The sequence below is a fragment of the Micromonospora sp. NPDC049004 genome (assembly GCF_040649315.1).
GTDB lineage: Bacteria > Actinomycetota > Actinomycetes > Mycobacteriales > Micromonosporaceae > Micromonospora.
The window spans coordinates 18,679-40,274 of the sequence record NZ_JBEZFG010000014.1; the positions used below are offsets into that span (position 1 = coordinate 18,679).

Annotated in this window: 24 protein-coding genes; 14 read left to right on the forward strand and 10 right to left on the reverse strand. The window is 72.6% G+C overall.

The genetic code is table 11. From position 1 onward, the window contains the following. Together AB0B97_RS30335 and AB0B97_RS30340 are read right to left on the reverse strand one after the other, a co-directional pair. Entirely contained in the window at positions 1–312 is a 312-nt protein-coding gene (locus tag AB0B97_RS30335) for a BrnA antitoxin family protein (protein WP_234587992.1), read from the reverse strand. A 14-nt stretch (positions 313–326) separates the two neighbouring features. Next, positions 327–614, reverse strand: a complete 288-nt coding sequence (locus AB0B97_RS30340) for a hypothetical protein (protein ID WP_357498509.1) — start codon at positions 612–614, stop codon at positions 327–329. Positions 615–717: 103 nt separating this feature from the next. On the opposite strand from AB0B97_RS30340, the gene AB0B97_RS30345 reads away from it, so the two are divergent. After that, positions 718–1,077, forward strand: coding sequence for a DUF3099 domain-containing protein (locus AB0B97_RS30345; RefSeq protein WP_234587958.1), 360 nt, complete (start codon positions 718–720; stop codon positions 1,075–1,077). A 63-nt stretch (positions 1,078–1,140) separates the two neighbouring features. Here the strand turns inward: AB0B97_RS30345 and AB0B97_RS30350 are convergent, their stop codons facing one another. Together AB0B97_RS30350 and AB0B97_RS30355 are read right to left on the reverse strand one after the other, a co-directional pair. Further along, the gene (locus AB0B97_RS30350; protein WP_357498511.1) at positions 1,141–2,040 is read right to left on the reverse strand and encodes a PfkB family carbohydrate kinase; all 900 of its coding nucleotides are present in this window, start codon (positions 2,038–2,040) and stop codon (positions 1,141–1,143) included. Then, positions 2,037–2,972 (reverse strand): pseudouridine-5'-phosphate glycosidase, encoded by a 936-nt coding sequence (locus AB0B97_RS30355; protein ID WP_357498513.1) that lies wholly within the window; start codon positions 2,970–2,972, stop codon positions 2,037–2,039. Before AB0B97_RS30355 ends, AB0B97_RS30350 begins: the two co-directional genes overlap by 4 nt. A gap of 88 nt (positions 2,973–3,060) precedes the next feature. Between AB0B97_RS30355 and AB0B97_RS30360 the strand changes: the two genes are divergently transcribed. The 3 genes from AB0B97_RS30360 to AB0B97_RS30370 all read left to right on the forward strand — a co-directional run bounded on the left by AB0B97_RS30360 (position 3,061) and on the right by AB0B97_RS30370 (position 5,884). Further along, positions 3,061–3,279: a DUF3039 domain-containing protein gene (locus tag AB0B97_RS30360; RefSeq protein WP_007456912.1), complete on the forward strand. Its 219-nt coding sequence runs from the start codon at positions 3,061–3,063 to the stop codon at positions 3,277–3,279. A 40-nt stretch (positions 3,280–3,319) separates the two neighbouring features. Next, positions 3,320–3,982 (forward strand): trimeric intracellular cation channel family protein, encoded by a 663-nt coding sequence (locus AB0B97_RS30365; protein WP_234587955.1) that lies wholly within the window; start codon positions 3,320–3,322, stop codon positions 3,980–3,982. 168 nt (positions 3,983–4,150) lie between these two features. Beyond that, positions 4,151–5,884 carry a DEAD/DEAH box helicase gene (locus AB0B97_RS30370; protein WP_234587954.1) on the forward strand — a complete coding sequence of 578 codons (1,734 nt, stop codon included), beginning with the start codon at positions 4,151–4,153 and terminating at the stop codon, positions 5,882–5,884. 187 nt (positions 5,885–6,071) lie between these two features. Here the strand turns inward: AB0B97_RS30370 and AB0B97_RS30375 are convergent, their stop codons facing one another. Then, entirely contained in the window at positions 6,072–6,305 is a 234-nt protein-coding gene (locus AB0B97_RS30375; RefSeq protein WP_357498515.1) for a hypothetical protein, read from the reverse strand. A 245-nt stretch (positions 6,306–6,550) separates the two neighbouring features. After that, on the reverse strand, positions 6,551–8,167 hold the full coding sequence (locus AB0B97_RS30380) for an RNA polymerase sigma factor (RefSeq protein ID WP_234587952.1): 1,617 nt from the start codon (positions 8,165–8,167) through the stop codon (positions 6,551–6,553). A gap of 289 nt (positions 8,168–8,456) precedes the next feature. Here AB0B97_RS30380 and AB0B97_RS30385 point away from each other — a divergent pair, with 289 nt between their 5' ends. Continuing rightward, complete coding sequence (locus AB0B97_RS30385) at positions 8,457–9,278, forward strand: inositol monophosphatase family protein (RefSeq protein WP_357498517.1); 822 nt, start codon at positions 8,457–8,459, stop codon at positions 9,276–9,278. 53 nt (positions 9,279–9,331) lie between these two features. On the opposite strand, the gene AB0B97_RS30390 is transcribed toward AB0B97_RS30385, so the two are convergent. Next, a complete protein-coding gene (locus AB0B97_RS30390; protein WP_357498627.1) occupies positions 9,332–9,850 on the reverse strand; it encodes a LytR C-terminal domain-containing protein in 519 nt (172 codons plus the stop codon). A gap of 435 nt (positions 9,851–10,285) precedes the next feature. Here AB0B97_RS30390 and AB0B97_RS30395 point away from each other — a divergent pair, with 435 nt between their 5' ends. After that, the gene (locus AB0B97_RS30395) at positions 10,286–10,582 is read left to right on the forward strand and encodes a DUF4193 domain-containing protein (RefSeq protein ID WP_007075406.1); all 297 of its coding nucleotides are present in this window, start codon (positions 10,286–10,288) and stop codon (positions 10,580–10,582) included. Between the two features lie 120 nt (positions 10,583–10,702). After that, positions 10,703–11,500, forward strand: coding sequence for a hypothetical protein (locus tag AB0B97_RS30400; RefSeq protein ID WP_234587949.1), 798 nt, complete (start codon positions 10,703–10,705; stop codon positions 11,498–11,500). A 19-nt stretch (positions 11,501–11,519) separates the two neighbouring features. Here AB0B97_RS30400 and AB0B97_RS30405 read toward each other — a convergent pair whose 3' ends face one another. Next, positions 11,520–12,047: a DUF3093 domain-containing protein gene (locus AB0B97_RS30405; RefSeq protein WP_357498519.1), complete on the reverse strand. Its 528-nt coding sequence runs from the start codon at positions 12,045–12,047 to the stop codon at positions 11,520–11,522. A gap of 90 nt (positions 12,048–12,137) precedes the next feature. On the opposite strand from AB0B97_RS30405, the gene dut reads away from it, so the two are divergent. The 4 genes from dut to AB0B97_RS30425 all read left to right on the forward strand — a co-directional run bounded on the left by dut (position 12,138) and on the right by AB0B97_RS30425 (position 14,594). Beyond that, positions 12,138–12,674 (forward strand): dUTP diphosphatase, encoded by a 537-nt coding sequence (gene dut / locus AB0B97_RS30410; RefSeq protein ID WP_357498521.1) that lies wholly within the window; start codon positions 12,138–12,140, stop codon positions 12,672–12,674. 25 nt (positions 12,675–12,699) lie between these two features. Continuing rightward, positions 12,700–13,374 carry a DUF3710 domain-containing protein gene (locus AB0B97_RS30415; RefSeq protein ID WP_357498523.1) on the forward strand — a complete coding sequence of 225 codons (675 nt, stop codon included), beginning with the start codon at positions 12,700–12,702 and terminating at the stop codon, positions 13,372–13,374. Positions 13,375–13,501: 127 nt separating this feature from the next. Next, a complete protein-coding gene (locus AB0B97_RS30420) occupies positions 13,502–13,882 on the forward strand; it encodes an OB-fold nucleic acid binding domain-containing protein (protein WP_357498525.1) in 381 nt (126 codons plus the stop codon). A 25-nt stretch (positions 13,883–13,907) separates the two neighbouring features. Beyond that, positions 13,908–14,594: a DUF3159 domain-containing protein gene (locus AB0B97_RS30425; RefSeq protein WP_234587938.1), complete on the forward strand. Its 687-nt coding sequence runs from the start codon at positions 13,908–13,910 to the stop codon at positions 14,592–14,594. Between the two features lie 27 nt (positions 14,595–14,621). Here the strand turns inward: AB0B97_RS30425 and AB0B97_RS30430 are convergent, their stop codons facing one another. Both AB0B97_RS30430 and AB0B97_RS30435 read right to left on the reverse strand, forming a co-directional pair. Further along, positions 14,622–15,311, reverse strand: coding sequence for a TrkA family potassium uptake protein (locus AB0B97_RS30430; RefSeq protein ID WP_234587936.1), 690 nt, complete (start codon positions 15,309–15,311; stop codon positions 14,622–14,624). 3 nt (positions 15,312–15,314) lie between these two features. Then, entirely contained in the window at positions 15,315–15,980 is a 666-nt protein-coding gene (locus AB0B97_RS30435; protein WP_234587934.1) for a TrkA family potassium uptake protein, read from the reverse strand. 173 nt (positions 15,981–16,153) lie between these two features. On the opposite strand from AB0B97_RS30435, the gene AB0B97_RS30440 reads away from it, so the two are divergent. The 3 genes from AB0B97_RS30440 to dxs all read left to right on the forward strand — a co-directional run bounded on the left by AB0B97_RS30440 (position 16,154) and on the right by dxs (position 21,524). Then, on the forward strand, positions 16,154–18,223 hold the full coding sequence (locus AB0B97_RS30440; protein ID WP_357498528.1) for an APC family permease: 2,070 nt from the start codon (positions 16,154–16,156) through the stop codon (positions 18,221–18,223). Between the two features lie 16 nt (positions 18,224–18,239). Continuing rightward, positions 18,240–19,496, forward strand: a complete 1,257-nt coding sequence (locus AB0B97_RS30445) for a TRAM domain-containing protein (protein ID WP_357498629.1) — start codon at positions 18,240–18,242, stop codon at positions 19,494–19,496. An 81-nt stretch (positions 19,497–19,577) separates the two neighbouring features. Then, entirely contained in the window at positions 19,578–21,524 is a 1,947-nt protein-coding gene (dxs, locus tag AB0B97_RS30450) for a 1-deoxy-D-xylulose-5-phosphate synthase (protein ID WP_357498530.1), read from the forward strand. The last annotated feature ends 72 nt before the right edge of the window (positions 21,525–21,596 follow it).

A 21,596-nucleotide genomic window follows, 5' to 3' on the forward strand; every position in this document is an offset into this window, starting at 1 on the left:
TCAGGCGGCGGTCGGGTGGGCGAGCGACGCCAGCGCCCGCCGGACGTCGGCGAGGGAGACGGTCGCGGAGTCGTCCAGGTCGGCCAGGCCGGCCTCGATCCACTGCCGCATCAGCGTGGTGACCCCGATGCCCCGGGCGTCGGCGGCGGCGCGGACCCGCTCGTAGGTGTCCAGCGGCAGCCGGACCGATCGACTCACCATCGGCACGTCGGTGTCGGGGGTGGGCAGGTCCACCGCCGGACTCTGGTCGATCAACTCGGCGATCCGGTCGTCGCCGCTGTGGAACTGCTTGGTCGCGTCGTTACGGTGCATCGTCACGGCCCCCCTCATCGGCGATCTCTCCGCACGGCCTCGTCGTAGCGCTTGGACTCGATGTCGCTCAGCTCGCGGGCGGAGAGGATGTCCCAGTCGTTGTCGGTGCCATCGGCCTCGGCGAGCAGCACGGCCAGTCGGCGACCCCGGCGGGCGGCGGCGTAGACCACCATCACGTCGTCGCCCAGGTGGCGGATGACCCGCCGGGCGCTGTGCAGCGCCTCCCAGACTTCCCCGGGTGTGACGTCGTAGACCCTCAGGTTGGCCAACGCCTCGTCGGTGAAGCTGAACCTGCTGCCCACAGCGCGCAGCGTACCACGCGCGTAACACGGATGGGCCTGGTCAATTTTCGCTGATCACGCCTTTGTGGTGACAGGATGAGGCGTAATCCCCTCGAGGAGGTTCATGGTGAAGCGTCAGGCGTACCAGCCGATTCTGATCACCGATGCCTCGCGCAGCCAGAATGATCAGCTCACCAGCCGTCAGCGCCGCTATGTCCTCATGATGGGCATCCGGGTGGCCTGCATCGTCGCCGGCGCGATCCTGGTCGGCGCGAACGCCCCACTGCTCTGGGTCTGGCTGCCGCTGTGCGCCCTCGGCATGGTGCTCATTCCGTGGCTGGCCGTGCTGCTGGCCAACGACCGGCCACCCAAGGAGGAGCACCGGTTGGCCAATCGGTTCCATCCCCGGCGGCAGGACGAGGCGCCGCCGATGAGTCTCACGGCCGAGGAGCGCCCGCACAAGGTCATCGACGTCGAGCCCTGACCCGCCCAGCGGGCCAGGGCTCGACCGTGACGGCCGCGGGTGCCTGCGGCCGTGCTCCGGCCCCTACGGCTGGGGCCGTGCTCCGGCTGTGGAGACGGCCAGCGCGCCGAGGTCGGTGGCGCGGCTCAGTGCCGCGGTCGGGCTGGCGCCGGCGAGCCACGCGGTGAGCAGACCGGCCGCGAAGGCGTCGCCCGCTCCCGTGACGTCCACCACCGCCACCCGACGGGCCGCAGCCGTGCAGACCGGCGTCGTGCGATCGACCCAGACCGCTCCCGCCGCGCCACGCTTGACCACCACCCGCCGAGCCGTCGCCGACAGCGCCCGCCCCTGTGCCGCCGGGTCCAGCCCGCCGGCCAGCACCGTGGCCTCGTCCGCGTTGACCAGCAGCAGGTCGACATCGCGTACCCAACCCAGGAAGGTTCGCGCGCCCGCGCGCCGCAGCGGCGCCGCGGACGCCGCGTCGACGCTGGTGGTGAGCCCGCGCTCGCGGGCGGCGGCCAGCGCCCGCAACCCCGCGCCGCGCGAACCGGCGTCCAACAGGGTGTACGCGGACAGGTGCAGATGCCCCGCGTCAGGCACCGCCGCGAGGGCCTTCTCCACGTGCTCGGCGCTCAACGCGAGGTTCGCGCCCCGCGACGTGACCATGGTCCGCTCGCCGTCGGTCGCCAGCACGATCACCGTGCCGGTCGGGGCGTCCACCACCCGCTCGACCGCGCAGTCCACGCCCGCGCGATCCAGCTCGGCGATCCGGTCGCGCCCGGCGTCGTCGTCACCGACGGCGCCGACGAGCGTGACGGCCACCCCCTGCGCGGCGAGCCAGGCGGCGGTGTTGGCCGCCTGCCCGCCGCCGCCGAAACTGATCTCGGCCCCGGTGTCCGAACCGGCCGCGAGCGGCCCGGACAGCACCGCCACCACGTCGGTGATCACGTCCCCGACGACGACCACGCGGGCCGGAGGGGTCATGCCGGTACGGCGGAGGTGCGGGCGACGGCGGCGACCGCGATGCGCGCGGCCAGGTCGGCGTTGCGCAGGATGATCCGGACGTTCACCGCCAGGCTCGCGCCCTCGGTGGCCGAGTGGAAGTGCGCCAGCAGGTACGGCGTGACGGCCTTGCCGGTGATCCCGTCCCGCTGCAGCAGGGCCAGGCCCTCGGCGAGGGTCCGGTCGTGCAGCTCCGGGTCGAGCTGCTCGTCGACCGGCAGCGGGTTGGCGACGAGCAAGCCCCCGAGGTGCACGGCGTGCCCGTCCCGGGCGGCCAGCACGGCGGCGACCTGCTCCGGCGAGTCCACCGACCAGTCCAGGTCGAAGCCCGCGTCGGTGAGGTAGAAGCCGGGGAACCGGCGGGTGCGGTAGCCGATGACGGCCACCCCGAGGGTCTCCAGGCGCTCCAGCGTCGCGCCCACGTCGAGGATCGACTTGACCCCGGCGCAGACCACCGTGATCGGGGTCTGGGCCAGGGTGACCAGGTCCGCCGACTCGTCGAAGGTGTGCGCCGCCTCCCGGTGCACCCCGCCCAGGCCACCGGTCGCGAACACCCCGATTCCGGCGGCGGCGGCCACCGCGCTGGTCGCCGCCACGGTGGTGGCGCCGTCCGCGCCGGTCGCCGCCGCGACAGCCAGGTCGCGGACGGAGAGTTTCGTCACTCCATCGACGGTGGCCAGCCGGGTCAGCTGCGCGTCGTCCAGCCCGACCACCAGCTCGCCACCGATCATGCCGATGGTCGCCGGCACCGCTCCGGCGTCCCGGACCGCCTGCTCGATCTCCCGGGCCACCCGCAGGTTCTGCGGACGGGGCAGGCCGTGCGAGACGATGGTGCTCTCCAGGGCGACGACGGGTCGGCCGTCGCGCAGGGCTTCGGCGACCTCGGTGCCGTAGCTGATGCGAAAGTCAGTCACACCGGCACGGTACGGGGTCGGACCCGGGCCGGGCTCAAGTGGACCCGGCCGTGATGACCTGCCAAACTTGACGGTCGGAGGTGCAGACGTGAGCACAGAGGTTCTCGAGCGTCCGGAGCTGAAGGACGCCGACACCGGTCCCGAGATGTTCCATTACGTCCGCAAGGAGAAGATCGCCGAGAGTGCCGTCATGGGCACCTTCGTCGTCGCGCTCTGCGGGGAGACCTTCCCGGTCACCAAGGCGGCCAAGCCGGGCTCGCCGGTCTGCCCCAAGTGCAAGGAGATCTACGACTCGTACCGCGAGTGAACCGGGGCCGGCGCTCCGGCCGGCGACGTAGCCTGCGGCGGTGACCACCTCCACCGCCCTGCTCCTCGCCGACCTGACCGGGGTGGCCGTCTTCGCCGCCTCCGGTGCCTCGGCGGCGGTGGCCAAACGACTCGACCTGTTCGGGGTCGCGTTCGTGGGCTTCGTGGCCGCGCTCGGCGGCGGGATCCTGCGCGACCTGGTCATCGACGAGGTGCCGCCGCTCGCCTTCGCCGACTGGCGGTACGCCGCCACCGCGGCGATCACCGCGCTCGCCGTCTTCTGGCTGCACCCGCAGCTCGCCCGACTGCGCACCACGGTGCTGGTGCTCGACGCGGCGGGCCTCGGTCTGTTCACCGTCACCGGCACGCTCAAGGCGCTCGACGCCCGGGTTCCGGCGGTCGGCGCCTGCCTGATCGGCATGCTCACCGCGATCGGCGGAGGGCTCGGTCGGGACCTGCTGACCGCCGAGATCCCGGTCGTGCTGCGCCGGGAGATCTACGCGCTGGCCGCACTTGCCGGCTCGGTCCTGGTGGTGCTGCTGTACGTCAGCGGCCAGACCGGGCCCGCACCGCTCACCGCCGCCGCCGTCCTGGTGGTCGGGCTGCGCCTGATCGCGCTGCGTCGACGCTGGTCCGCGCCGGTGGCCACGCTGCGCCCGCCGCGCGCCGACGGTGCCGATCCCCGCACGGACCGGGAGTGGTGAACGTTCGTCGGATGTGACCAGCGTGGCGTCGCCTGGGCCGGCGGGCCCGCGCTGGTTATGCTGAGTCGGCCTTCGCGGCAGCTTCTGCGCGGAGGCGTTTTCATGGGCGGCGGTACTCGTGGCCCTCGCCCGGTGTCCGCCCTCGTGCGGTCGGAGAGGAGCTTTCGCGTGGCAGCCCGGACGCCGGTGCTCGAGACGTTCCCGGCCCTACGTGCCTGGCAGCGCAAGGCCCTGGTGGAGTACCTGCGCCGCCGTACCGAGGACTTCACCGCGGTCGCCACGCCGGGCGCCGGCAAGACCACCTTCGCCCTGCGGATCGCCGCCGAACTGCTCGGCGACGGCACCGTCGAGGCGGTCACCGTGGTCGCGCCCACCGAGCACCTGAAGAACCAGTGGGCCGAGGCCGCGGCCCGGGTGGGCATCCAGCTCGACGCCGCGTTCCGCAACGCCGACGTGCACTCGGCGGCCGACTTCCACGGTGCTGTGGTCACCTACGCCCAGGTGGGAATGGCCCCGCAGGTGCACCGGCGGCGCACCATGACCCGTCGCACCCTGGTCATCCTCGACGAGATCCACCACGCCGGCGACTCCCGTTCCTGGGGCGACGGCGTCAAGAACGCCTTCGAGCCCGCCGTACGCCGGTTGATGCTCACCGGTACGCCGTTCCGCTCCGACGACAACCCGATCCCGTTCGTCACGTACGAGCGGGGCGGTGACGGGCTGCTGCGCTCCCACGCCGACTCGGTCTACGGCTACGCGGACGCGCTGCGCGACGGGGTCGTCCGGCCGGTGCTCTTCCTCGCGTACTCCGGGGAGACCCGCTGGCGCACCAACGCGGGGGACGAGTTGGCGGCCCGCCTCGGCGAGCCGATGACCCAGGATCTGGTGGCGCAGGCGTGGCGTACCGCCCTGGACCCGGCGGGGGACTGGATGCCGCAGGTGCTGCGGGCCGCCGACGCCCGACTCACCGTGCTGCGCAACGCCGGTATGCCCGACGCCGGCGGTCTGATCATCGCCACCGACCAGCAGACCGCCCGCTCGTACGCCAAGCTCATCGAGCAGGTGACCGGCGAGAAGGCCGCAGTGGTGCTCTCCGACGACCAGGGCGCGTCCGCGCGGATCGCGACGTTCGCGGCGTCCGACCAGCGGTGGCTGGTCGCGGTGCGGATGGTGTCTGAGGGCGTCGACATCCCCCGACTGGCGGTCGGTGTCTACGCCACCAGCGCCAGCACCCCCCTCTACTTCGCCCAGGCGATCGGCCGGTTCGTGCGGGCCCGCCGCCCCGGCGAGACCGCGTCGGTCTTCCTGCCCAGCGTGCCGCACCTGCTCGGGCTGGCCAGCGAGATGGAGAACGAGCGGGACCACGTCCTCGGCAAACCCAAGGACTCCGACGGCTTCGACGACGAGCTGCTGGAACGCGCGCAGCGCGACGACCAGGCCAGCGGGGAGCTGGAGAAGCGGTTCGCCGCGCTCTCGGCCACCGCCGAACTGGATCAGGTGATCTTCGACGGCGCGTCGTTCGGGACCGCCGCCCAGGCCGGCACCCCCGAGGAGGAGGAGTACCTCGGCCTGCCCGGCCTGCTAACCGCCGACCAGGTCTCCCTGCTGCTCACCAAACGGCAGGCCGCACAGCTCGCCGCCCAGCGCCGTCGTACGGCCGACGGGGCCGCTCAGCCGGCCGCTGCGCCCTCCGCGGCGCCGCCGGTACCCATGAGTGCCGCCCAACGCCGTGTGGCGCTCCGGCGCCAACTGAACGCTCTCGTGGCCGCCCGGCACCATCGCACCGGCCAACCCCACGGCAAGATCCATGCCGAGTTGCGCCGGCTCTGCGGCGGCCCGCCGAGCGCCCAGGCCACCATCGAACAGCTCGAGGAACGCATCGCGACGGTGCAGACCCTCTGAACGGGTGCCGGAAGCCCCCACGGTCACGATCGACACCGTGTCGCTGATGTGAGGGGATCGGGGGCGGCCGGATGACCCCATGGCGCCGATATCGAGTCGGCCACGCGCACCGAGTGGCCCCTGGATGGCGATAGCCGGCCGGAGACACCCATCGGGTGCCTCCGGCCGGCTATGTCGATATGCGGATCTAGTTCGCCATCAGGTCGGCGCCACGCCAGCTGAAGTCGGGCTCCGCCGCGAACCGCTCGGTGATCTTTACGAGATCCTCCGCGTACTTGTTCGCGTGGTGCCCGCAGAACACCAGTTCGCTCCCACCCGCCAGAGTGATCCGGAGCTTCCCGGCAGCATTGCAGCGGTCGCACCGTTCATCGGCGGCTGGGGGAACCACCGTCTCGGGCGGCGGCGTGAGGGTCGAGTTCATCGCCTTCCTCCTCTGGTCGTCACCGATGAACAATCTCTTCGGTCGTTGCTCACCTATCGTGCAACACCCGTGCCGGGCACTGCCTTCCCTGTGTGCCCGCGGGGGACCGAGGTCACACATGGCAGGGACAGTGTGCCGTGAACCCAGGGTGCCACGTCAACGATCACATTCGTGCATCCGGACGATCACCATCTGGTGTTGCACACCAGGTGATCAAAACGACACGTCCGGTTGACGAAACCGGCTCAGTCCAGGTAATCCCGCAGGACCTGCGACCGGGACGGGTGACGCAGCTTGGACATCGTCTTGGACTCGATCTGCCGGATCCGCTCCCGGGTCACCCCGTAGACCTGACCGATCTCGTCAAGCGTCCGCGGCTGACCGTCGGTCAGGCCGAAACGCAGCCGGACCACACCCGCCTCACGCTCGGAGAGCGTCTGCAGCACCTGCTGGAGCTGGTCCTGCAGGAGCGAGAACGAGACCGCGTCGACGGCGACCACAGCCTCGGAATCCTCGATGAAGTCACCGAGCTGGCTGTCGCCCTCGTCACCGATGGTCTGGTCCAGCGAGATGGGCTCCCGGGCGTACTGCTGGATCTCCAGCACCTTCTCCGGTGTGATGTCCATCTCCTTGGCCAGCTCCTCCGGCGTGGGCTCACGGCCCAGGTCCTGGAGCAGCTCGCGCTGTATGCGGCCGAGCTTGTTGATGACCTCGACCATGTGCACCGGAATACGGATGGTGCGGGCCTGGTCGGCCATGGCGCGCGTGATCGCCTGCCGGATCCACCAGGTGGCGTACGTGGAGAACTTGTAGCCCTTGGTGTAGTCGAACTTCTCCACCGCGCGGATGAGGCCGAGGTTGCCCTCCTGGATGAGGTCCAGGAAGGCCATGCCGCGCCCCGTGTACCGCTTGGCCAGGGAGACGACCAGACGGAGGTTCGCCTCGAGGAGGTGGTTCTTGGCGCGCTCGCCGTCGCGGGAGATCCAGCCCAGGTCGCGGACCATCTCCCGGGCGAGCTTCTCCTCGCCCTCGTCGGCCGCGCGCAGCTGCTCGGCGGCGTAGAGCCCGGCCTCGATCCGCTTGGCCAGCTCCACCTCCTGCTCGGCGTTGAGCAGCGGGACCTTGCCGATCTGCTTCAGGTACGCCCGGACGGAGTCGGCGGAGGCGGTCAGCTCGGCGTCACGCCGGGCCTGCTTGAGCGCCTCGGACTCCTCGTCGTCCCACTCGAAGTCGTTGTCGGTGGCCGACGCGGCGGCGTCGGTCTCGGCGGCCTGGGCCAGCTCGGCCGGCTCCTCCACCACCACGTCCTCGATGGCGGCGGCGAGCTCCTCGGGGTCGATCTCACCCTCGGCGCCCTCGCCCTTGGCCTTGCCGCCGGCCTTGACCGGCTTGGCTCCGGCCGCCGCGGCGACCGTCGCCTTGGTGGCGCGGGTCGACTTGGTCGCCTTCGCCGGGGTGGCCGCTGCGGCGGCGACCTCGGCGGTGCTGCCGGCGGCCTTGCGAGCGGCCACCTTGCGCGGCGCCGGCGTCGACGGCGCCTCGTCGGAGGCGGGCGCCTGCTTCGGGGCGGGCGCGGCGGCCTTCTTGGTGGTCTTGGCGGTGGTGGCCCGGGACGCGGGGGTCGTCGAGCGGGCCGCGGCGACCCGGCGGCGGGTGCTCGCCGAGCCGTCCACCACAACGGTCACTCCCGCCTCGGAGAGCGCCCGCAGGATCTTCTTGGCCTGGGCCGGAGTCACCTCGGCGGTCTCGACGGTGCGCGCGAGCTGAGCCGACGTGAGCTGACCACCGGCGCTCTGCGCGTGGGCGATCAGGGTGTCGGTGAGCGAGCGAACGTCGGCGCCGGGCTGGCGGGGTTCTGTCACGAATGACCTTCCGGAGGCGAAGAGCGGGCACGGCCGGATCGTCCGGCACAGCGTGGGGCAACCGGGCCGGGCGATGTGGTTGAGGGACCCCCGTGTCCCGGGCCGGCCGGTGGTCGGCGGTCCGTGGCGCGTGGGCAGGGGTGAATTGTAACGCCGTCTGCGGCGATCATCCTGCGCCGCACGGCGTAACGGCGGCGGGACCGCCGATTCGGCGCAGATGTGGACTTTGTAAGGATGATACTCGCGCACGGCCCGGAACGCCCCGGTCGTACGGGAAGGGGACCCTGGAATGGACCGTTCGGCGCCGCCACCGCGGGAACTGTTGGCGATCGCGCTCGACGTGGCGCGGGACGCCGCGGCCACCGCGTACCGGATGCGGGCCGAGGGCGTGTCCGTGGCGGCGACCAAGAGCACCGTCACCGACGTGGTCACGGCTGCGGACCGGGCCGTCGAGCGGCAGGTCCTCGACGCCCTGCGCGCGCTGCGGCCGGGGGACGCGGTCCTGGGCGAGGAGTACGGCACGCAGGCCACCGGCCCGGCGGAGCCGGGCGGTGTTCGGTGGATCGTCGACCCGATCGACGGCACCGTGAACTACCTCTACGGGTTGCCGTACAGCGCGGTGTCGCTGGCCGCCGAGGTGGACGGGGTGGTGGTCGCCGGCGTGGTGCGCAACGTGAACACCGGCGAGGAGTGGACCGCCACCGCCGGTGGCGGCGCCTGGCGCGACGGCGTGCGGCTGCGCTGTTCCGGCGAGACGGACCTCGGGCAGGCTCTGGTCGGCACCGGCTTCGGCTACGACGCCGGTCGGCGGGCGCACCAGGCGTCGGTGGTGGCCGGGCTGATCGCGTCGGTGCGGGACATCCGCCGCCTGGGAGCGGCCGCCCTGGACCTCTGCCTGGTGGCGGAGGGGCGGCTGGACGCGTACTTCGAGAAGGGCCTGGCCGCCTGGGACCTGGCCGCCGGCGGGCTGGTGGCCGCCGAGGCGGGCGTGCGGGTCTCCGGCCTGGCCGGTAGCCCGCCCGGCCCGGACCTGGTGATCGCGGCCCCGCCCGCCCTGTTCGCCGAGCTGCACGACCGGCTGGCCGCCCTGGACGCCTCCGGCGGCCCCTGACCGCGCCGCCGTCGTGGACCGGGACGCCCGGCGCGGGCGTCCCGGTTACGCCGTCACTTCTTGGCGGCGGGGGACGGGCAGGAGCCCGCCGGCGCGACAGGTGGGCCCAGGTCGCCGAGGGACTGGTTGACCTCGGTGGTGGTGGCGAGCTGCTGGAAGCCGTTGCCCAACACCACGTCGACCACGTCGTCCGTGCGCTTCTCGTCGTAGACCGGCTCGGCGTTGTTGAGGAAGTACGCCTTGAGCAGGTGGGCGGAGCTGACGCCCTTGGGGCCGTACCGCAGCACGGCGACGTCGTCGATCCCCTTGGGCGCGTTGCCGACCTTCTTGACCTGGAACTTGCGGTTGCGGAAGTCGTCCGCGACGGCGCCGGCCCGGCCCGGCTCGATTGTCGCGTTCAGGACGTTGATCTTGACGTCCTTGGGCTCGTGCAGGGTGACGTCGGCCAACGGCCAACCGTCCGGGCAGCCGCCCGCCGCGCCGGCCTCGCCCTGGCTGTCGCGGACGATCGCGGTGATCACGAACGCCAGGGCCAGGACCCCCAGCAGGCCGACGACGACGAGTGCCCGCACTCGCGCAAAACTCATCTGGGCGCTCCCGAGACCTCAGGTGGGTGGCGGCGGCCGCCAACGATCGCACTGACCGCCGGCCGTCGAATACGCCGCTGAGGTTAACGGTTGTCCGGCCGTCGCGTGGAAACAGTCCGACATGCCGGCGCGGCGACCGTGAACCGGGTACTACTACCCCTATCTTCGTGTCGCCTGAATCACATTGGGAACAACTTGGCGTGCGGGGGCGTACATCTCAGCCGCAAGGGCGGTATACATGCCTCGCCCAAGGGGGGGTAAGGTTCCGCGCTCGCAGGGGAGTGGCCCCAGCGGTCCCGACCCGTACGGTCCCCCGGGTCGGGTGCCCGACACAAGTGGTTGCCGGCCAGCGGAACCGAAACAGCGTCGTCCGGCGTTACAACCGGAAGCGACAACATCGATATGGGAGAGTGACATCCGATGGCCACCGACTACGACGCTCCGCGTCGCGACGAGGTCGACCTCGGCGAGGACAGCCTGGAAGAGCTCAAGGCCCGGCGCGTCGACTCACAGTCGGGCGCGGTGGACGTCGACGAGGCCGAGGTCGCCGAGAGCTTCGAGCTGCCCGGTGCCGACCTGGCCGACGAGGAGCTCACTGTCAAGGTGCTACCGATGCAGCAGGACGAGTTCCGGTGCGCCCGCTGCTTCCTGGTTCACCATCGCAGCCAGCTGGCGGTCGAGCGCAACGGCGAGCTGATCTGCCGAGAGTGCGTCTGACACTCACGACACCGGCGGCGGCCTCCTGATCGGGGCCGCCGCTACCGGTGTAGGCATGCAACGCCGGTGGGTACCTGCTTGACTCGTAGCGGGTAGCCACACCACCGGGAGGTCCGACCCATGAGCGATCGAGGCGACACCACCGGCGACGGCGCGGACGATCTCGGCGCCACCGTCGCGGCGTTGACCGCGGACGACATCGAGCCGGCCCGGCGGCGGCAACTGCTCACCCGGATGGTGGGGCAGGCCCGCAGCCGAGGCATTTCCGACCTGTTCAAGCCCCGCGCCGCCGTGCGCTGGATGACCGACACGGTGGCCGAGATCGCCCCGCACGTACCGGTGCGGGACCTGGCCACCCTGCGTCGACACTTTCCCGGCCTGGACGACGCCGCCCTGGCCGAGCGACTGATCCGCAACGCCTCCCGCGCCACGGCCGGGATCGGCGCGGCCGGCGGGGGAGTCGCCGCCGTCGAATGGACCGTCGCACCCACGCTGCTCTCCGCGCCCGTGCTGCTCGCCGCCGAGACCGTCGCCGTCGTGGCGGTGGAGCTGAAACTGATCGGTGAGCTGCACGAGCTCCACGGCGTGTCGCTGCCGGGCGCCGGCAGCCAACGAGCGGTCGCCCTGGTGCACTCCTGGGCCACCCAGCGCGGGGTCAACCCGATGGTGCCCGGCGTGGGGGTGGGCGCGGTGCTCGGCACCGCAGCCCGCAAGGAGATGCGCGACATGCTGCTGCGCCGATTCGGGCGCAACCTCACCACCCTCGGGCCGTTCCTGACCGGCGCGGCGGTGGCCAGCTTCCTCAACCGCCGGGCCACCCGGCAGATGGCCGACCAGCTCCAGGTGGACCTGCGCCGCCGCGGCATCGCCCGGCCGGCGCCGCCGCCGGCCCTGCCCGGCCCGCCGACGGGCACCTGAGCGGGGTCGTCGGCATCGGTCAGCCCGGCTCGCCGGCCGTACGGTCGGCGGGTCGGCCGGCGTCCCGCGCGGCCAGCACCGCCTCGGCCAGCTCGACCGGACGCCTCGTGCTCACCACCCAGAAGGGGGTCGGATCGGCCGGGTCGTCGAGCACCACCTGCACGGCGCCGCCGATCCAGGGCCGCTGCACCACGAAGGCGAGAGGGTCCGCGCCCACACCGAGCACCTCGCGGCGACCGGCGACGTCCAGCGGGATCACGTCGGCCACGAAGCGCACCGGCAGGCGGGCGTCGTCCACCCGCAGCTCGGCGTCGACGACCGCGACGCGGATCCGGCCCACCCACCACAGCCCGGCAGCGGTGAGCGGCAACAGCACGGCGAACGGCAGCCAGGCGCGGACGCCGCCGGCGCCCATCCAGATCTCGACGGCCAGCAGCGCGGCGGCCACCAGCCCGGTCAGCCACAGCCACCAGGGCAGGTCCAGCCGTTCGGCGTACGCCGGACGGGCCGGCGCCGGCGGCCGATCGGCGGACGGAGAGGGCGACATGCTCACTCCTGCGAGGGTACGGCGCACGGCGGGCCGGCCAACCGGCAGGATGGCAGGGTCACCGGAGACAACCGGACGAAGAGGGGACCCGTGACCGACGTCGTACCCGTGCCCGTACGGCTGCTCGATGCCGAGCTGCCGCTGCCCACGTACGCCCATCCCGGCGACGCCGGGGCCGACCTGGTGGCCGCCGCGGACGTGGAGCTGCCGCCCGGCGGTCGGGCCCTGGTGCCCACCGGCGTGGCCGTCGCCCTGCCGGACGGGTACGTGGGCCTGGTCCATCCGCGGTCCGGCCTGGCGGCCAGGCTCGGCGTGACGGTGCTCAACGCGCCCGGTACGGTCGACGCCGGCTACCGGGGTGAGATCATGGTCAACCTGATCAATCATGATCGGGACACGCCCGCGAAGATCTCCCGTGGCGACCGGATCGCCCAGCTCGTGATCCAGCGGGTCGCGCGGGCGCGGTTCGAGCCGGTGGCCGAGCTGCCCGGGTCCTCGCGCGGGACCGGCGGGCACGGCTCGACCGGCGGGCACGCTCAGCTGGTGCCGTCACCGGCCGGCCAGGAGTGGGTCGACCAGCGGCGGGCCGAGCCGGGCCACGGGCAGACGGAAGAGGTGGCAGGGTGATTGTGAACAGCGGAGGGTGGGCGCAGTGATCTTCTCCCGAAAGCGGGCCGATGCCGGGCGGCACACCCGCGACGAGCGGACCACCGAGGTCCTCGACGAGGGCACCGGGACGTCCGCGCCGGCGCTCGTGCGCGGGCCGTACGACATCTCCGAGGTCGACGACGAGGTGCAGCGCCTCGACCTCGGCAGCCTGCACATCCCGGCGGTGGCCGAGGTGGAGGTGCGGGTGCAGGCCGACCCGCAGGGCGTGATCCAGCAGGTCGTGCTGGTGCACGGGGACAACGCGCTGCAGCTCGGCGTCTTCGCCGCCCCCCGGTCCGAGGGGATCTGGGACGAGGTGCGCGAGGAGATCCGGCAGTCGCTGCTGCGCGACGGCGCCGCCGCCCAGGAGGTCGAGGGCGAGTACGGCCCGGAGCTGCACGCCCAGGTGCGCACCCCGGACGGCCCGACGAACCTGCGGTTCGTCGGCGTCGACGGGCCGCGCTGGATGGTCCGGGGCGTCTTCCAGGGCCCGGTGGCCACCGATCCGGCCAGCGCCGGGCCGCTCGCCGAGTGCCTGGACGGCCTGGTGGTCGACCGTGGCCAGGAGGCGAAGCCGGTCCGTGAGCCGCTGCCGCTGCGCCTGCCCCGCGAGATCGCCGACCAGGCCGACGCCGAGGGCGGGGACACCTCCGCCGCCGCCGAGCCCCGCCAGGTCTGACCGGGCCCGCACCGGCCCGCCGGAACCGGCCCCGTCGGCGTACGCTGGCGGGACGGTTCCGGCGTCGCCGGAGCTGGGCCGGTGCCGGCGGCGAGCCGGTGAGCGTGGAGAGGGTGACGCGGAGGTCATGACGACCGACGAGAGCCGGGTGTCGCTGCGGCGCATCCTGCAACGGTTCACCGCCAGCGAGGCCGAGATCGACGCGCAGGAGTTGCGGCAGGAGAGCGCCGAGTGCGGCGGTGTCCTGGCCCAGCAGTGCTCCCGGGGCCAGGTGGTCTCGGTGGCCGGTCGGCTGCGCACAGTGGTCTACACGCCGCGCACCAACCTGCCCACCCTCGAGGCCGACCTGTACGACGGCAGCGACGTCGTCACCCTGGTCTGGCTGGGGCGCCGGCACATCTCCGGGATCGAGCCGGGGCGGCACCTGACCGCGCGTGGCCGGGTGGCGATGCGCGACGACCGCAAGGTCATCTACAACCCGTACTACGAGCTGGACTCGCCGAAGTGACGGCACCGCGGACGGAAGGCCGGGCATGACGACGGGACAGCACCGGGCAGCACAGCCGGAGACCGATCCTCCGCAGGACGACGAGCCGCTGCCCACGATCGCCGAGCAGATGGCCGACCAGCTCGGCGGCTGGCGGGGGCTTGTCGAGTCCAGCATCCCGGTGGTCGTCTTCGTGCTCGCCAACATCATCGGCGACCTGCGGCCCGCCGTGATCGCCTCGGTGGCCGTCGCGCTGCTGATCGCCGGGTTGCGGCTGGCTCAGCGCCGGCCGATCCGGCACGCGGTCAACGGGCTGTTCGGGGTCGGTATCGGCGCCGCCATCGCCTGGCGCACCGGTGACGAGCGGGATTTCTACCTTCCCGGCATCCTCTACGGCATCGGCTACGGCATCGCCCTGCTGATCTCGGCGGCCATCCGCCAGCCCCTCGTCGGGTGGATCTGGTCGGTGCTGGTCGCCAAGGGCCGCTCCGAGTGGCGGGCCGACCCGAAGCTGGTGCGCGTCTTCACCCGGCTGACCGTGCTCTGGGGCGTGGTGTGGCTCGCCAAGGTGGGCGTGCAGGCCGGACTCTACCTGGCCCACCAGGACACGGCGCTGGGCGTGGCCCGGCTGGCGCTGGGCTACCCGCCGTACGCGCTGCTGCTGCTCATCACCGTCTGGACGGTGCGCCGGGTCACCCGGGAGCCGCAACCCACCCCGCTGCCGGGCGCCTGAGCGACAGCGCCGCCCGCGCCCCGCGGCTCAGTGGGAGCCGCGGGTCCGCTCGACGCTGTCCGGACCGAGGATGACCGCGCGGACGTCGTCCTCCACCTCGGCGGTGCAGACGAAGATCAGCTCGTCGCCGGCCTCGATGGGATCGTCCGGGCTGGGCACCAGGACGCGCTTGCCGCGCAGGATCGCCACCAGGGCGGAGTCGCGGGGCAGCGGCACCGCGTGCAGGGGCTGACCGACGTAGGGCGCGGTCGGCGGGAGGGTGATCTCGACGAGGTTGGCCTCGCCCTGCCGGAAGGTCATCAACCGGACCAGGTCGCCGACGGTGACCGCCTCCTCGACCAGGGCGGCCATCACCCGCGGCTTGCTCACCGCGACGTCGACGCCCCACTGCTCGGTGAAGAGCCACTCGTTCTCCGCCCGGTTGACCCGGGCCACCACCCGGGGCACCGCGAACTCGGTCTTGGCCAGCAGCGACAGCACCAGGTTGGTCTTGTCGTCGCCGGTCGCCGCGACCACCACGTCGCAGCCGGCGACGTTGGCCTCCTCCAGGCTGGCGACCTCGCACGCGTCGGCGAGCACCCACTCGGCGGCCGGAACCCGGTCCGGCCGGAGCATCTTCGGCTGCCGTTCGATGAGCATCACCTGGTGGCCGTTCTCGATCAGCTCCTGAGCGATCGAGCGACCCACGTTGCCGGCGCCCGCGATGGCGATCCGCATGGCTCAGTGCCCCCCTTCCGGCGGGGTCGCCGCCACCGACGTGACAGTCGCCACGATGTCGTCGCTGACCAGCATGAACACCTGGTCGCCCTCCTGGACGACTGTGGACGCGGTGGGCAGCGTGCCGATGCCGAAGCGGATCAGGTAGGCCACCCGCGCGCCGGATGCCTCCTCCAGGGCGCGCACCGGCCGGCCGATCCACTCCTTGTGCACCGGGACCTCGACGATCGACACGGTGCTCGTCGGGTCGCGGAAGATCTCCACGTTGCCCTCGGGCACGAGGTGCCGCAGCATCCGGTCGGCCGTCCAGCGCACGGTCGCCACGGTGGGAATGCCCAGCCGCTCGTAGACCTGGGCCCGGCGCTGGTCGTAGATCCGGGCCGCGACCCGGGACACGCCGAACGTCTCCCGGGCCAACCGCGCCGAGATGATGTTGGAGTTGTCGCCGCTGGAGACGGCCGCGAAGGCGTCCGCGCGCTCGATGCCGGCCTGGCGCAGCACCTCGCCGTCGAAGCCCGCCCCGGTCACCGTGATTCCGGCGAAGTCGGGGCCGAGCCGGCGGAAGGCGTCGGCGTCCTGGTCGATCACCGCCACCGAGTGTCCCCGGGACTCCAGGCTGTGGGCGAGGGTCGACCCGACCCGGCCACATCCCATGATCACGACGTGCACGCTGTCCCTCCCAAGGTGCGTACCGCTGCCGCTGGCCCTTTCGCCGCCGGTGGCTCCGAGTCCGAGCCTGCCACGTCCGGGTCGACAGCGGGACCGACCGTACCGCGTCCTGTCTGCCACCCGTGATCGCCCACCCCCGCGTTCGGACCGTGGTGGTCGTACCCTTGGCGTTCGTGGCCAGACCCACCTCGCTGTTGAAGCGACTGCTCCTCGGTCGACCGTTCCGGTCCGACCGACTGCAGCACACCCTCCTGCCGAAGCGCATCGCGCTGCCCGTGTTCGCCTCCGACGCGCTGTCCAGCGTTGCGTACGCGCCTGACGAGATCCTGCTGACCCTCTCCATCGCCGGGGCGTCGGCGTTCCTGTTCTCCCCGTGGATCGCCCTCGCGGTGGTCGTGGTGATGCTCACGGTGGTGGCCAGCTACCGGCAGAACGTGCACGCCTACCCCTCCGGCGGCGGCGACTACGAGGTGGCCACGGTCAACCTCGGACCGAAGTTCGGGGTCGGGGTGGCCAGTGCCCTGCTTGTCGACTACGTGCTCACCGTGGCCGTGTCGGTCTCCTCCGGCGTGGCGAACCTCGGCTCGGTGGTGCCCTTCGTGGCCACCCACAAGGTCATGATCGCGGTGCTCGCGGTGGTCCTGCTGACCGCCGTCAACCTGCGCGGACTGCGCGAGTCGGGCACCGCGTTCGCCATCCCCACGTACGGCTTCGTGATCGTGATGGGCGGAATGCTGCTCACCGGTCTGTTCCGCGTCTTCGTCCTGGGTGACGACCTCCGTGCGCCCAGCGCCGACCTGGTCATCCAGGCCGAGCACAGTGTGACCGGGTTCGCGCTGGTCTTCCTGCTGCTGCGGACGTTCAGCTCGGGCGCCGCCGCGCTCACCGGCGTGGAGGCGATCTCCAACGGCGTGCCCGCGTTCAAGGCGCCCAAGAGCCGCAACGCCGCCACCACGCTGCTGCTGCTGGGCGCGATCGCGGTGAGCCTGCTCGTCGGGATCATCTGGCTGGCCCGGCTGACCCACCTGCAGTTCGTCGAGGACCCGGCCCTGCAGATCGTCTCGGGCCCCGACGGGTACGTGCAGAAGACGGTGACCACCCAGCTCGGCGAGACGGTCTTCGGCTCCGGCTCGTTCCTGCTCTACGTGGTGGCCGGGATGACCGCGCTCATCCTCTTCCTGGCCGCGAACACCGCGTTCAACGGTTTCCCGGTGCTCGGCTCGATCCTCGCCCAGGACCGCTACCTGCCCCGCCAGTTCCACACCCGGGGCGACCGGTTGGCCTTCTCCAACGGCATCACCTCGCTCGCCCTCTTCGCGATCGTGCTGATCGTCGGGTTCCAGGCCGAGGTGACCCGCCTCATCCAGCTCTACATCGTCGGTGTCTTCGTCTCGTTCACCGTCTCCCAGGCCGGCATGATCCGACACTGGAACCGGCGCCTGCGCACCGAGCGGGACCCGGAGGCGCGCAAGCGGATGCACCGCTCCCGGGCCATCAACACCTTCGGCATGGGTCTGACCGGCACGGTGCTGGTGATCGTCCTGATCACCAAGTTCCTGCTCGGCGCCTGGATCGCGATCGCGGCGATGGCGGTGATCTACGCGCTGATGCTGGCCATCCGCCGGCACTACGACCGGGTCGCCACCGAGCTGACCCCGCCGGACGAGGGCCGGGCCGTGCTGCCCGCCCGGAACCACGCGATCGTGCTGGTCAGCAAGCTGCACCAGCCGACGCTGCGGGCCATCGCGTACGCCCGGGCCACCCGGCCCGACACGCTGACCGCGGTGACCGTCAACGTGGACGAGAAGGACACCCGCGACCTGCAGGCCGACTGGGAGCGGCGGGAGATGGCGATCCCGCTCACAGTTGTCGACTCGCCGTACCGGGAGATCACCCGGCCGATCCTGGACTTCGTCGCCTCGACCCGTCGTTCGTCACCGCGCGACGTCGTCACCGTCTTCATCCCCGAGTACGTGGTGGGGCGCTGGTGGGAGAACCTGTTGCACAACCAGAGCGCGCTGCGCCTCAAGGGTCGACTGCTCTTCGAACCGGGGGTGATGGTGGTCAGCGTCCCGTGGCAGCTCGCCTCGACCGCCAGCAAGAACCTGGACCGGCTGGACGCCACGCTCTCCCGTACGCCCGCGCGCGGGCCGCGGGGCACCGTGCCACCAGTGGTCACCGCGCCGCCGCCGGACGAGTCCGGCCCGGTGGACAGCGAAACGGTCGGGAACGGCCGTGACTGAGCGGACCACGCCGTCCGTGACGGCGGCTACCGAACGGGGCCTGGCGGAGGCGGAGCGGGTCGAGCTGACAGTCGACGCCGTAGCTCCCGGCGGGCACTGCGTGGCCCGGGTGGACGGGCAGGTGGTGTTCGTCCGGCACGCGCTGCCCGGTGAGCGGGTGATCGCCGAGGTCACCGAGGTGCACCGGGGGTTCGTCCGGGCCGACGCGGTGACCGTGCTGGACCCCTCACCGGACCGGGTGGAGCCGCCCTGCCCGTACGCGAGGCCGGGCGCCTGCGGCGGCTGCGACCTGCAACACGTCGCCCCGGACGCGCAGCTGGCCTGGAAGACCGCGGTCGTGCGCGAGCAGCTGGTCCGCCTCGGCGGGCTCGCCGACGCCGAGCTGGACCGGCTGGGCGTCCAGGTCGAGGCGCTGCCGGGCGGGTCGCTGGGCTGGCGCTCGCGGGTCCGCTACGCGGTCGACGCCGCGGACCGCGCCGGCCTGCTCAAGCACCGCTCGCACGAGGTCGTGCCGATCGATCGCTGCCGGATCGCCCACCCGGCCATCCAGCAGCTGCCCGTGCTCACCCCGACCGGCACGCGCTGGCCGGCGGCCGAGGCGGTGGAGACCGTCGCCAGCACCGGCGGGGACGTGAGCGTCGCCGAGGTCCGCGACGGGGTGGCCACGCCGGTGAGCGGGCCGACCGAGGTCCGCGAGGTGGCCGCCGGACGGGACTGGGCGCTGCCCGCGTCCGCCTTCTGGCAGGTGCACCCGGCCGCGGCGGACACCCTGTCCACTGCCGTGCTGGAGCTGCTCGACCCGCGGCCGGGCGAGGTGGCCTGGGACCTCTACGGCGGGGCCGGGCTGTTCGCGGCGGCCCTCGCCGGCCGGGTCGGCGACGCGCGGGTCACAGTTGTCGAGTCGAGCCCGACCGGGGCGGACGCGGCCCGGGTGAACCTGGCCGACCTGCCCCGGGTCGAGGTGGTCGCCGCCCGGGTGGAGACCGCGCTGGCCCGCCGACGGATCACCGGCCCGGTCGACGTGGTGGTGCTCGACCCGCCGCGCTCCGGCGCGGGCGCCCCGGTGGTGCGCGACATCGTCGCCGCCGGTCCGCGGGCCGTCGCGTACGTGGCCTGCGACCCGGCCGCCTTCGCCCGGGACGTGCGCACCTTCGCCGAGCTGGGCTGGCGGCTGGCCGCGCTGCGCGGCTTCGACCTGTTTCCGATGACCCAGCACGTCGAGCTGGTGGGCCTCCTGCTGCCGGTCGACGCTCCTGATGTGGACCGGCCCTGACCAGGCGCTCAGCGGCCCACTGCGGTGCGTACGGCTCGGGCCAGGCTGCGGAGTGTCGGACGGCCGATAGACTCTCCGGTCATGAGTGTTGAAGAGGACACGGCCAACCACGGCCGGTTGCTGGGGACGGTCCGCGGTCCGCAGGACGTCAAGCGGATGTCGGGCGAGGAGCTGGATGTGCTCGCCGCGGAGATCCGCGACTTCCTGATCGCCAAGGTCTCCCGCACCGGCGGGCACGTCGGACCCAACCTCGGTGTGGTCGAGCTGACGCTGGCCATGCACCGCGTCTTCGACTCCCCCCGGGACCGGCTCCTGTTCGACACCGGCCACCAGGCGTACGTTCACAAGATCATCACTGGGCGCCAGGCCGGCTTCGACAAGCTCCGCCAGCGCGGTGGCCTCTCCGGCTACCCCAGCCAGGCCGAGAGCGAGCACGACCTCATCGAGAACTCGCACGCCTCCACCGCGCTCTCCTACGCCGACGGCCTGGCCAAGGCGTACGCCCTGCGGGGTGAGGCGCGCAGCGTCGTGGCAGTGGTCGGTGACGGCGCGCTGACCGGCGGCATGTGCTGGGAGGCGCTGAACAACATCGCCACCGCCGGCAACTCCCTGGTCATCGTGGTCAACGACAACGGGCGGTCCTACTCGCCGACCATCGGCGGTCTGGCCGACCACCTCTCCTCGCTGCGGCTCAACCCCGGCTACGAGAAGGTCCTCGACACGGTCAAGGACGCCCTGGGCTCCACCCCGCTGGTCGGCAAGCCGATGTACGAGGTGCTGCACGCGGTCAAGAAGGGCATCAAGGACGCGGTCGCCCCCCAGGCCATGTTCGAGGACCTCGGCATCAAGTACGTCGGCCCGGTGGACGGGCACGACGTGGCGGCCGTCGAGTCGGCGCTGCGCGCGGCGAAGAACTTCGGCGGCCCGGTGATCGTGCACGCGGTCACCCGCAAGGGCTACGGCTACCGCCCCGCCGAGGAGGACGAGGCCGACTGCCTGCACGGCCCCGGCGGCGCCTTCGACGTGGAGACCGGCGCCCTGCTGGCCGCCCCGGCGGTGAAGTGGACCCACGTCTTCTCCGACGAGCTGCTGGCCATCGCCGACGAGCGCCCGGACGTGGTGGGCATCACCGCCGCCATGGCCGAGCCGACCGGCATCGCCAAGCTGGCCCGCAAGTACCCCGAGCGGGTGTACGACGTGGGCATCGCCGAGCAGCACGCCGCCACCTCGGCGGCCGGTCTGGCGCTGGGTGGGCTGCACCCGGTGGTCGCGGTCTACGCCACCTTCCTCAACCGCGCCTTCGACCAGGTCCTGCTGGACGTGGCGATGCACAAGCTGCCGGTGACCTTCGTGCTGGACCGCGCGGGCATCACCGGCCCGGACGGCCCCAGTCACTACGGCATCTGGGACATGTCGGTCTTCGGTGTGGTGCCCGGCCTGCGGATCGCCGCTCCCCGGGACGCCGCCACGCTGCGTGAGGAGCTGCGCGAGGCGCTGGCCGTCGACGACGGCCCGACAGTCGTGCGGTTCCCCACCGGCACGGTCGCCGCGGACCTGCCGGCCGTGCGCCGGGTCGGCCCGGTCGACGTGCTGGCCGAGTCGGCGCGTACCGACGTGCTGCTCGTCGCCGTCGGCTCCTTCGGCCAGCTGGGCATGGAGGTCGCGGCCCGGGTCGCCGAGCACGGCTACGGGGTCACCGTCGTCGACCCCCGCTGGGTCCGCCCGGTGCCGGCCGAGCTGGTCGAGCTGGCCGCCCGGCACCGGCTCGTGGTCAGCGTCGAGGACGGCGTCCGCGTCGGCGGTGTCGGCGACGCCCTCGGCCAGGCCATGCGCGACGCCGACGTCCGGGTGCCGCTCAAGGACCTGGGCGTACCGGCCGACTGGCACCCGCACGGCACCCGTGCACAGATCCTCGCCGACCTCGGCCTGACCGCCCAGGACGTCGCCCGGAACGTCACCGGCTGGATCTCCGGCCTGGACGCCACCCCGGACCGGCTGACCCCCAGCGACACGGCAGCCCAGAACTAGCTCGACTGTCCAGCTCGACCCGGCGGCGGGCACCCCCACGGGGCGCCCGCCGCCGGCGTTCCCCGCCCCGGA

Bases quoted from the DNA above. Each gene is read 5' to 3' on its own strand.
- AB0B97_RS30335 (WP_234587992.1), bottom strand. From the start codon at position 312: ATGCACCGTAACGACGCGACCAAGCAGTTCCACAGCGGCGACGACCGG.
- AB0B97_RS30345 (WP_234587958.1), top strand. From the start codon at position 718: ATGGTGAAGCGTCAGGCGTACCAGCCGATTCTGATCACCGATGCCTCG.
- AB0B97_RS30350 (WP_357498511.1), bottom strand. From the start codon at position 2,040: ATGACCCCTCCGGCCCGCGTGGTCGTCGTCGGGGACGTGATCACCGAC.
- AB0B97_RS30375 (WP_357498515.1), bottom strand. From the start codon at position 6,305: ATGAACTCGACCCTCACGCCGCCGCCCGAGACGGTGGTTCCCCCAGCC.
- AB0B97_RS30385 (WP_357498517.1), top strand. From the start codon at position 8,457: ATGGACCGTTCGGCGCCGCCACCGCGGGAACTGTTGGCGATCGCGCTC.
- AB0B97_RS30395 (WP_007075406.1), top strand. From the start codon at position 10,286: ATGGCCACCGACTACGACGCTCCGCGTCGCGACGAGGTCGACCTCGGC.
- AB0B97_RS30400 (WP_234587949.1), top strand. From the start codon at position 10,703: ATGAGCGATCGAGGCGACACCACCGGCGACGGCGCGGACGATCTCGGC.
- AB0B97_RS30405 (WP_357498519.1), bottom strand. From the start codon at position 12,047: ATGTCGCCCTCTCCGTCCGCCGATCGGCCGCCGGCGCCGGCCCGTCCG.
- AB0B97_RS30420 (WP_357498525.1), top strand. From the start codon at position 13,502: ATGACGACCGACGAGAGCCGGGTGTCGCTGCGGCGCATCCTGCAACGG.
- AB0B97_RS30425 (WP_234587938.1), top strand. From the start codon at position 13,908: ATGACGACGGGACAGCACCGGGCAGCACAGCCGGAGACCGATCCTCCG.
- AB0B97_RS30430 (WP_234587936.1), bottom strand. From the start codon at position 15,311: ATGCGGATCGCCATCGCGGGCGCCGGCAACGTGGGTCGCTCGATCGCT.
- dxs (WP_357498530.1), top strand. From the start codon at position 19,578: ATGAGTGTTGAAGAGGACACGGCCAACCACGGCCGGTTGCTGGGGACG.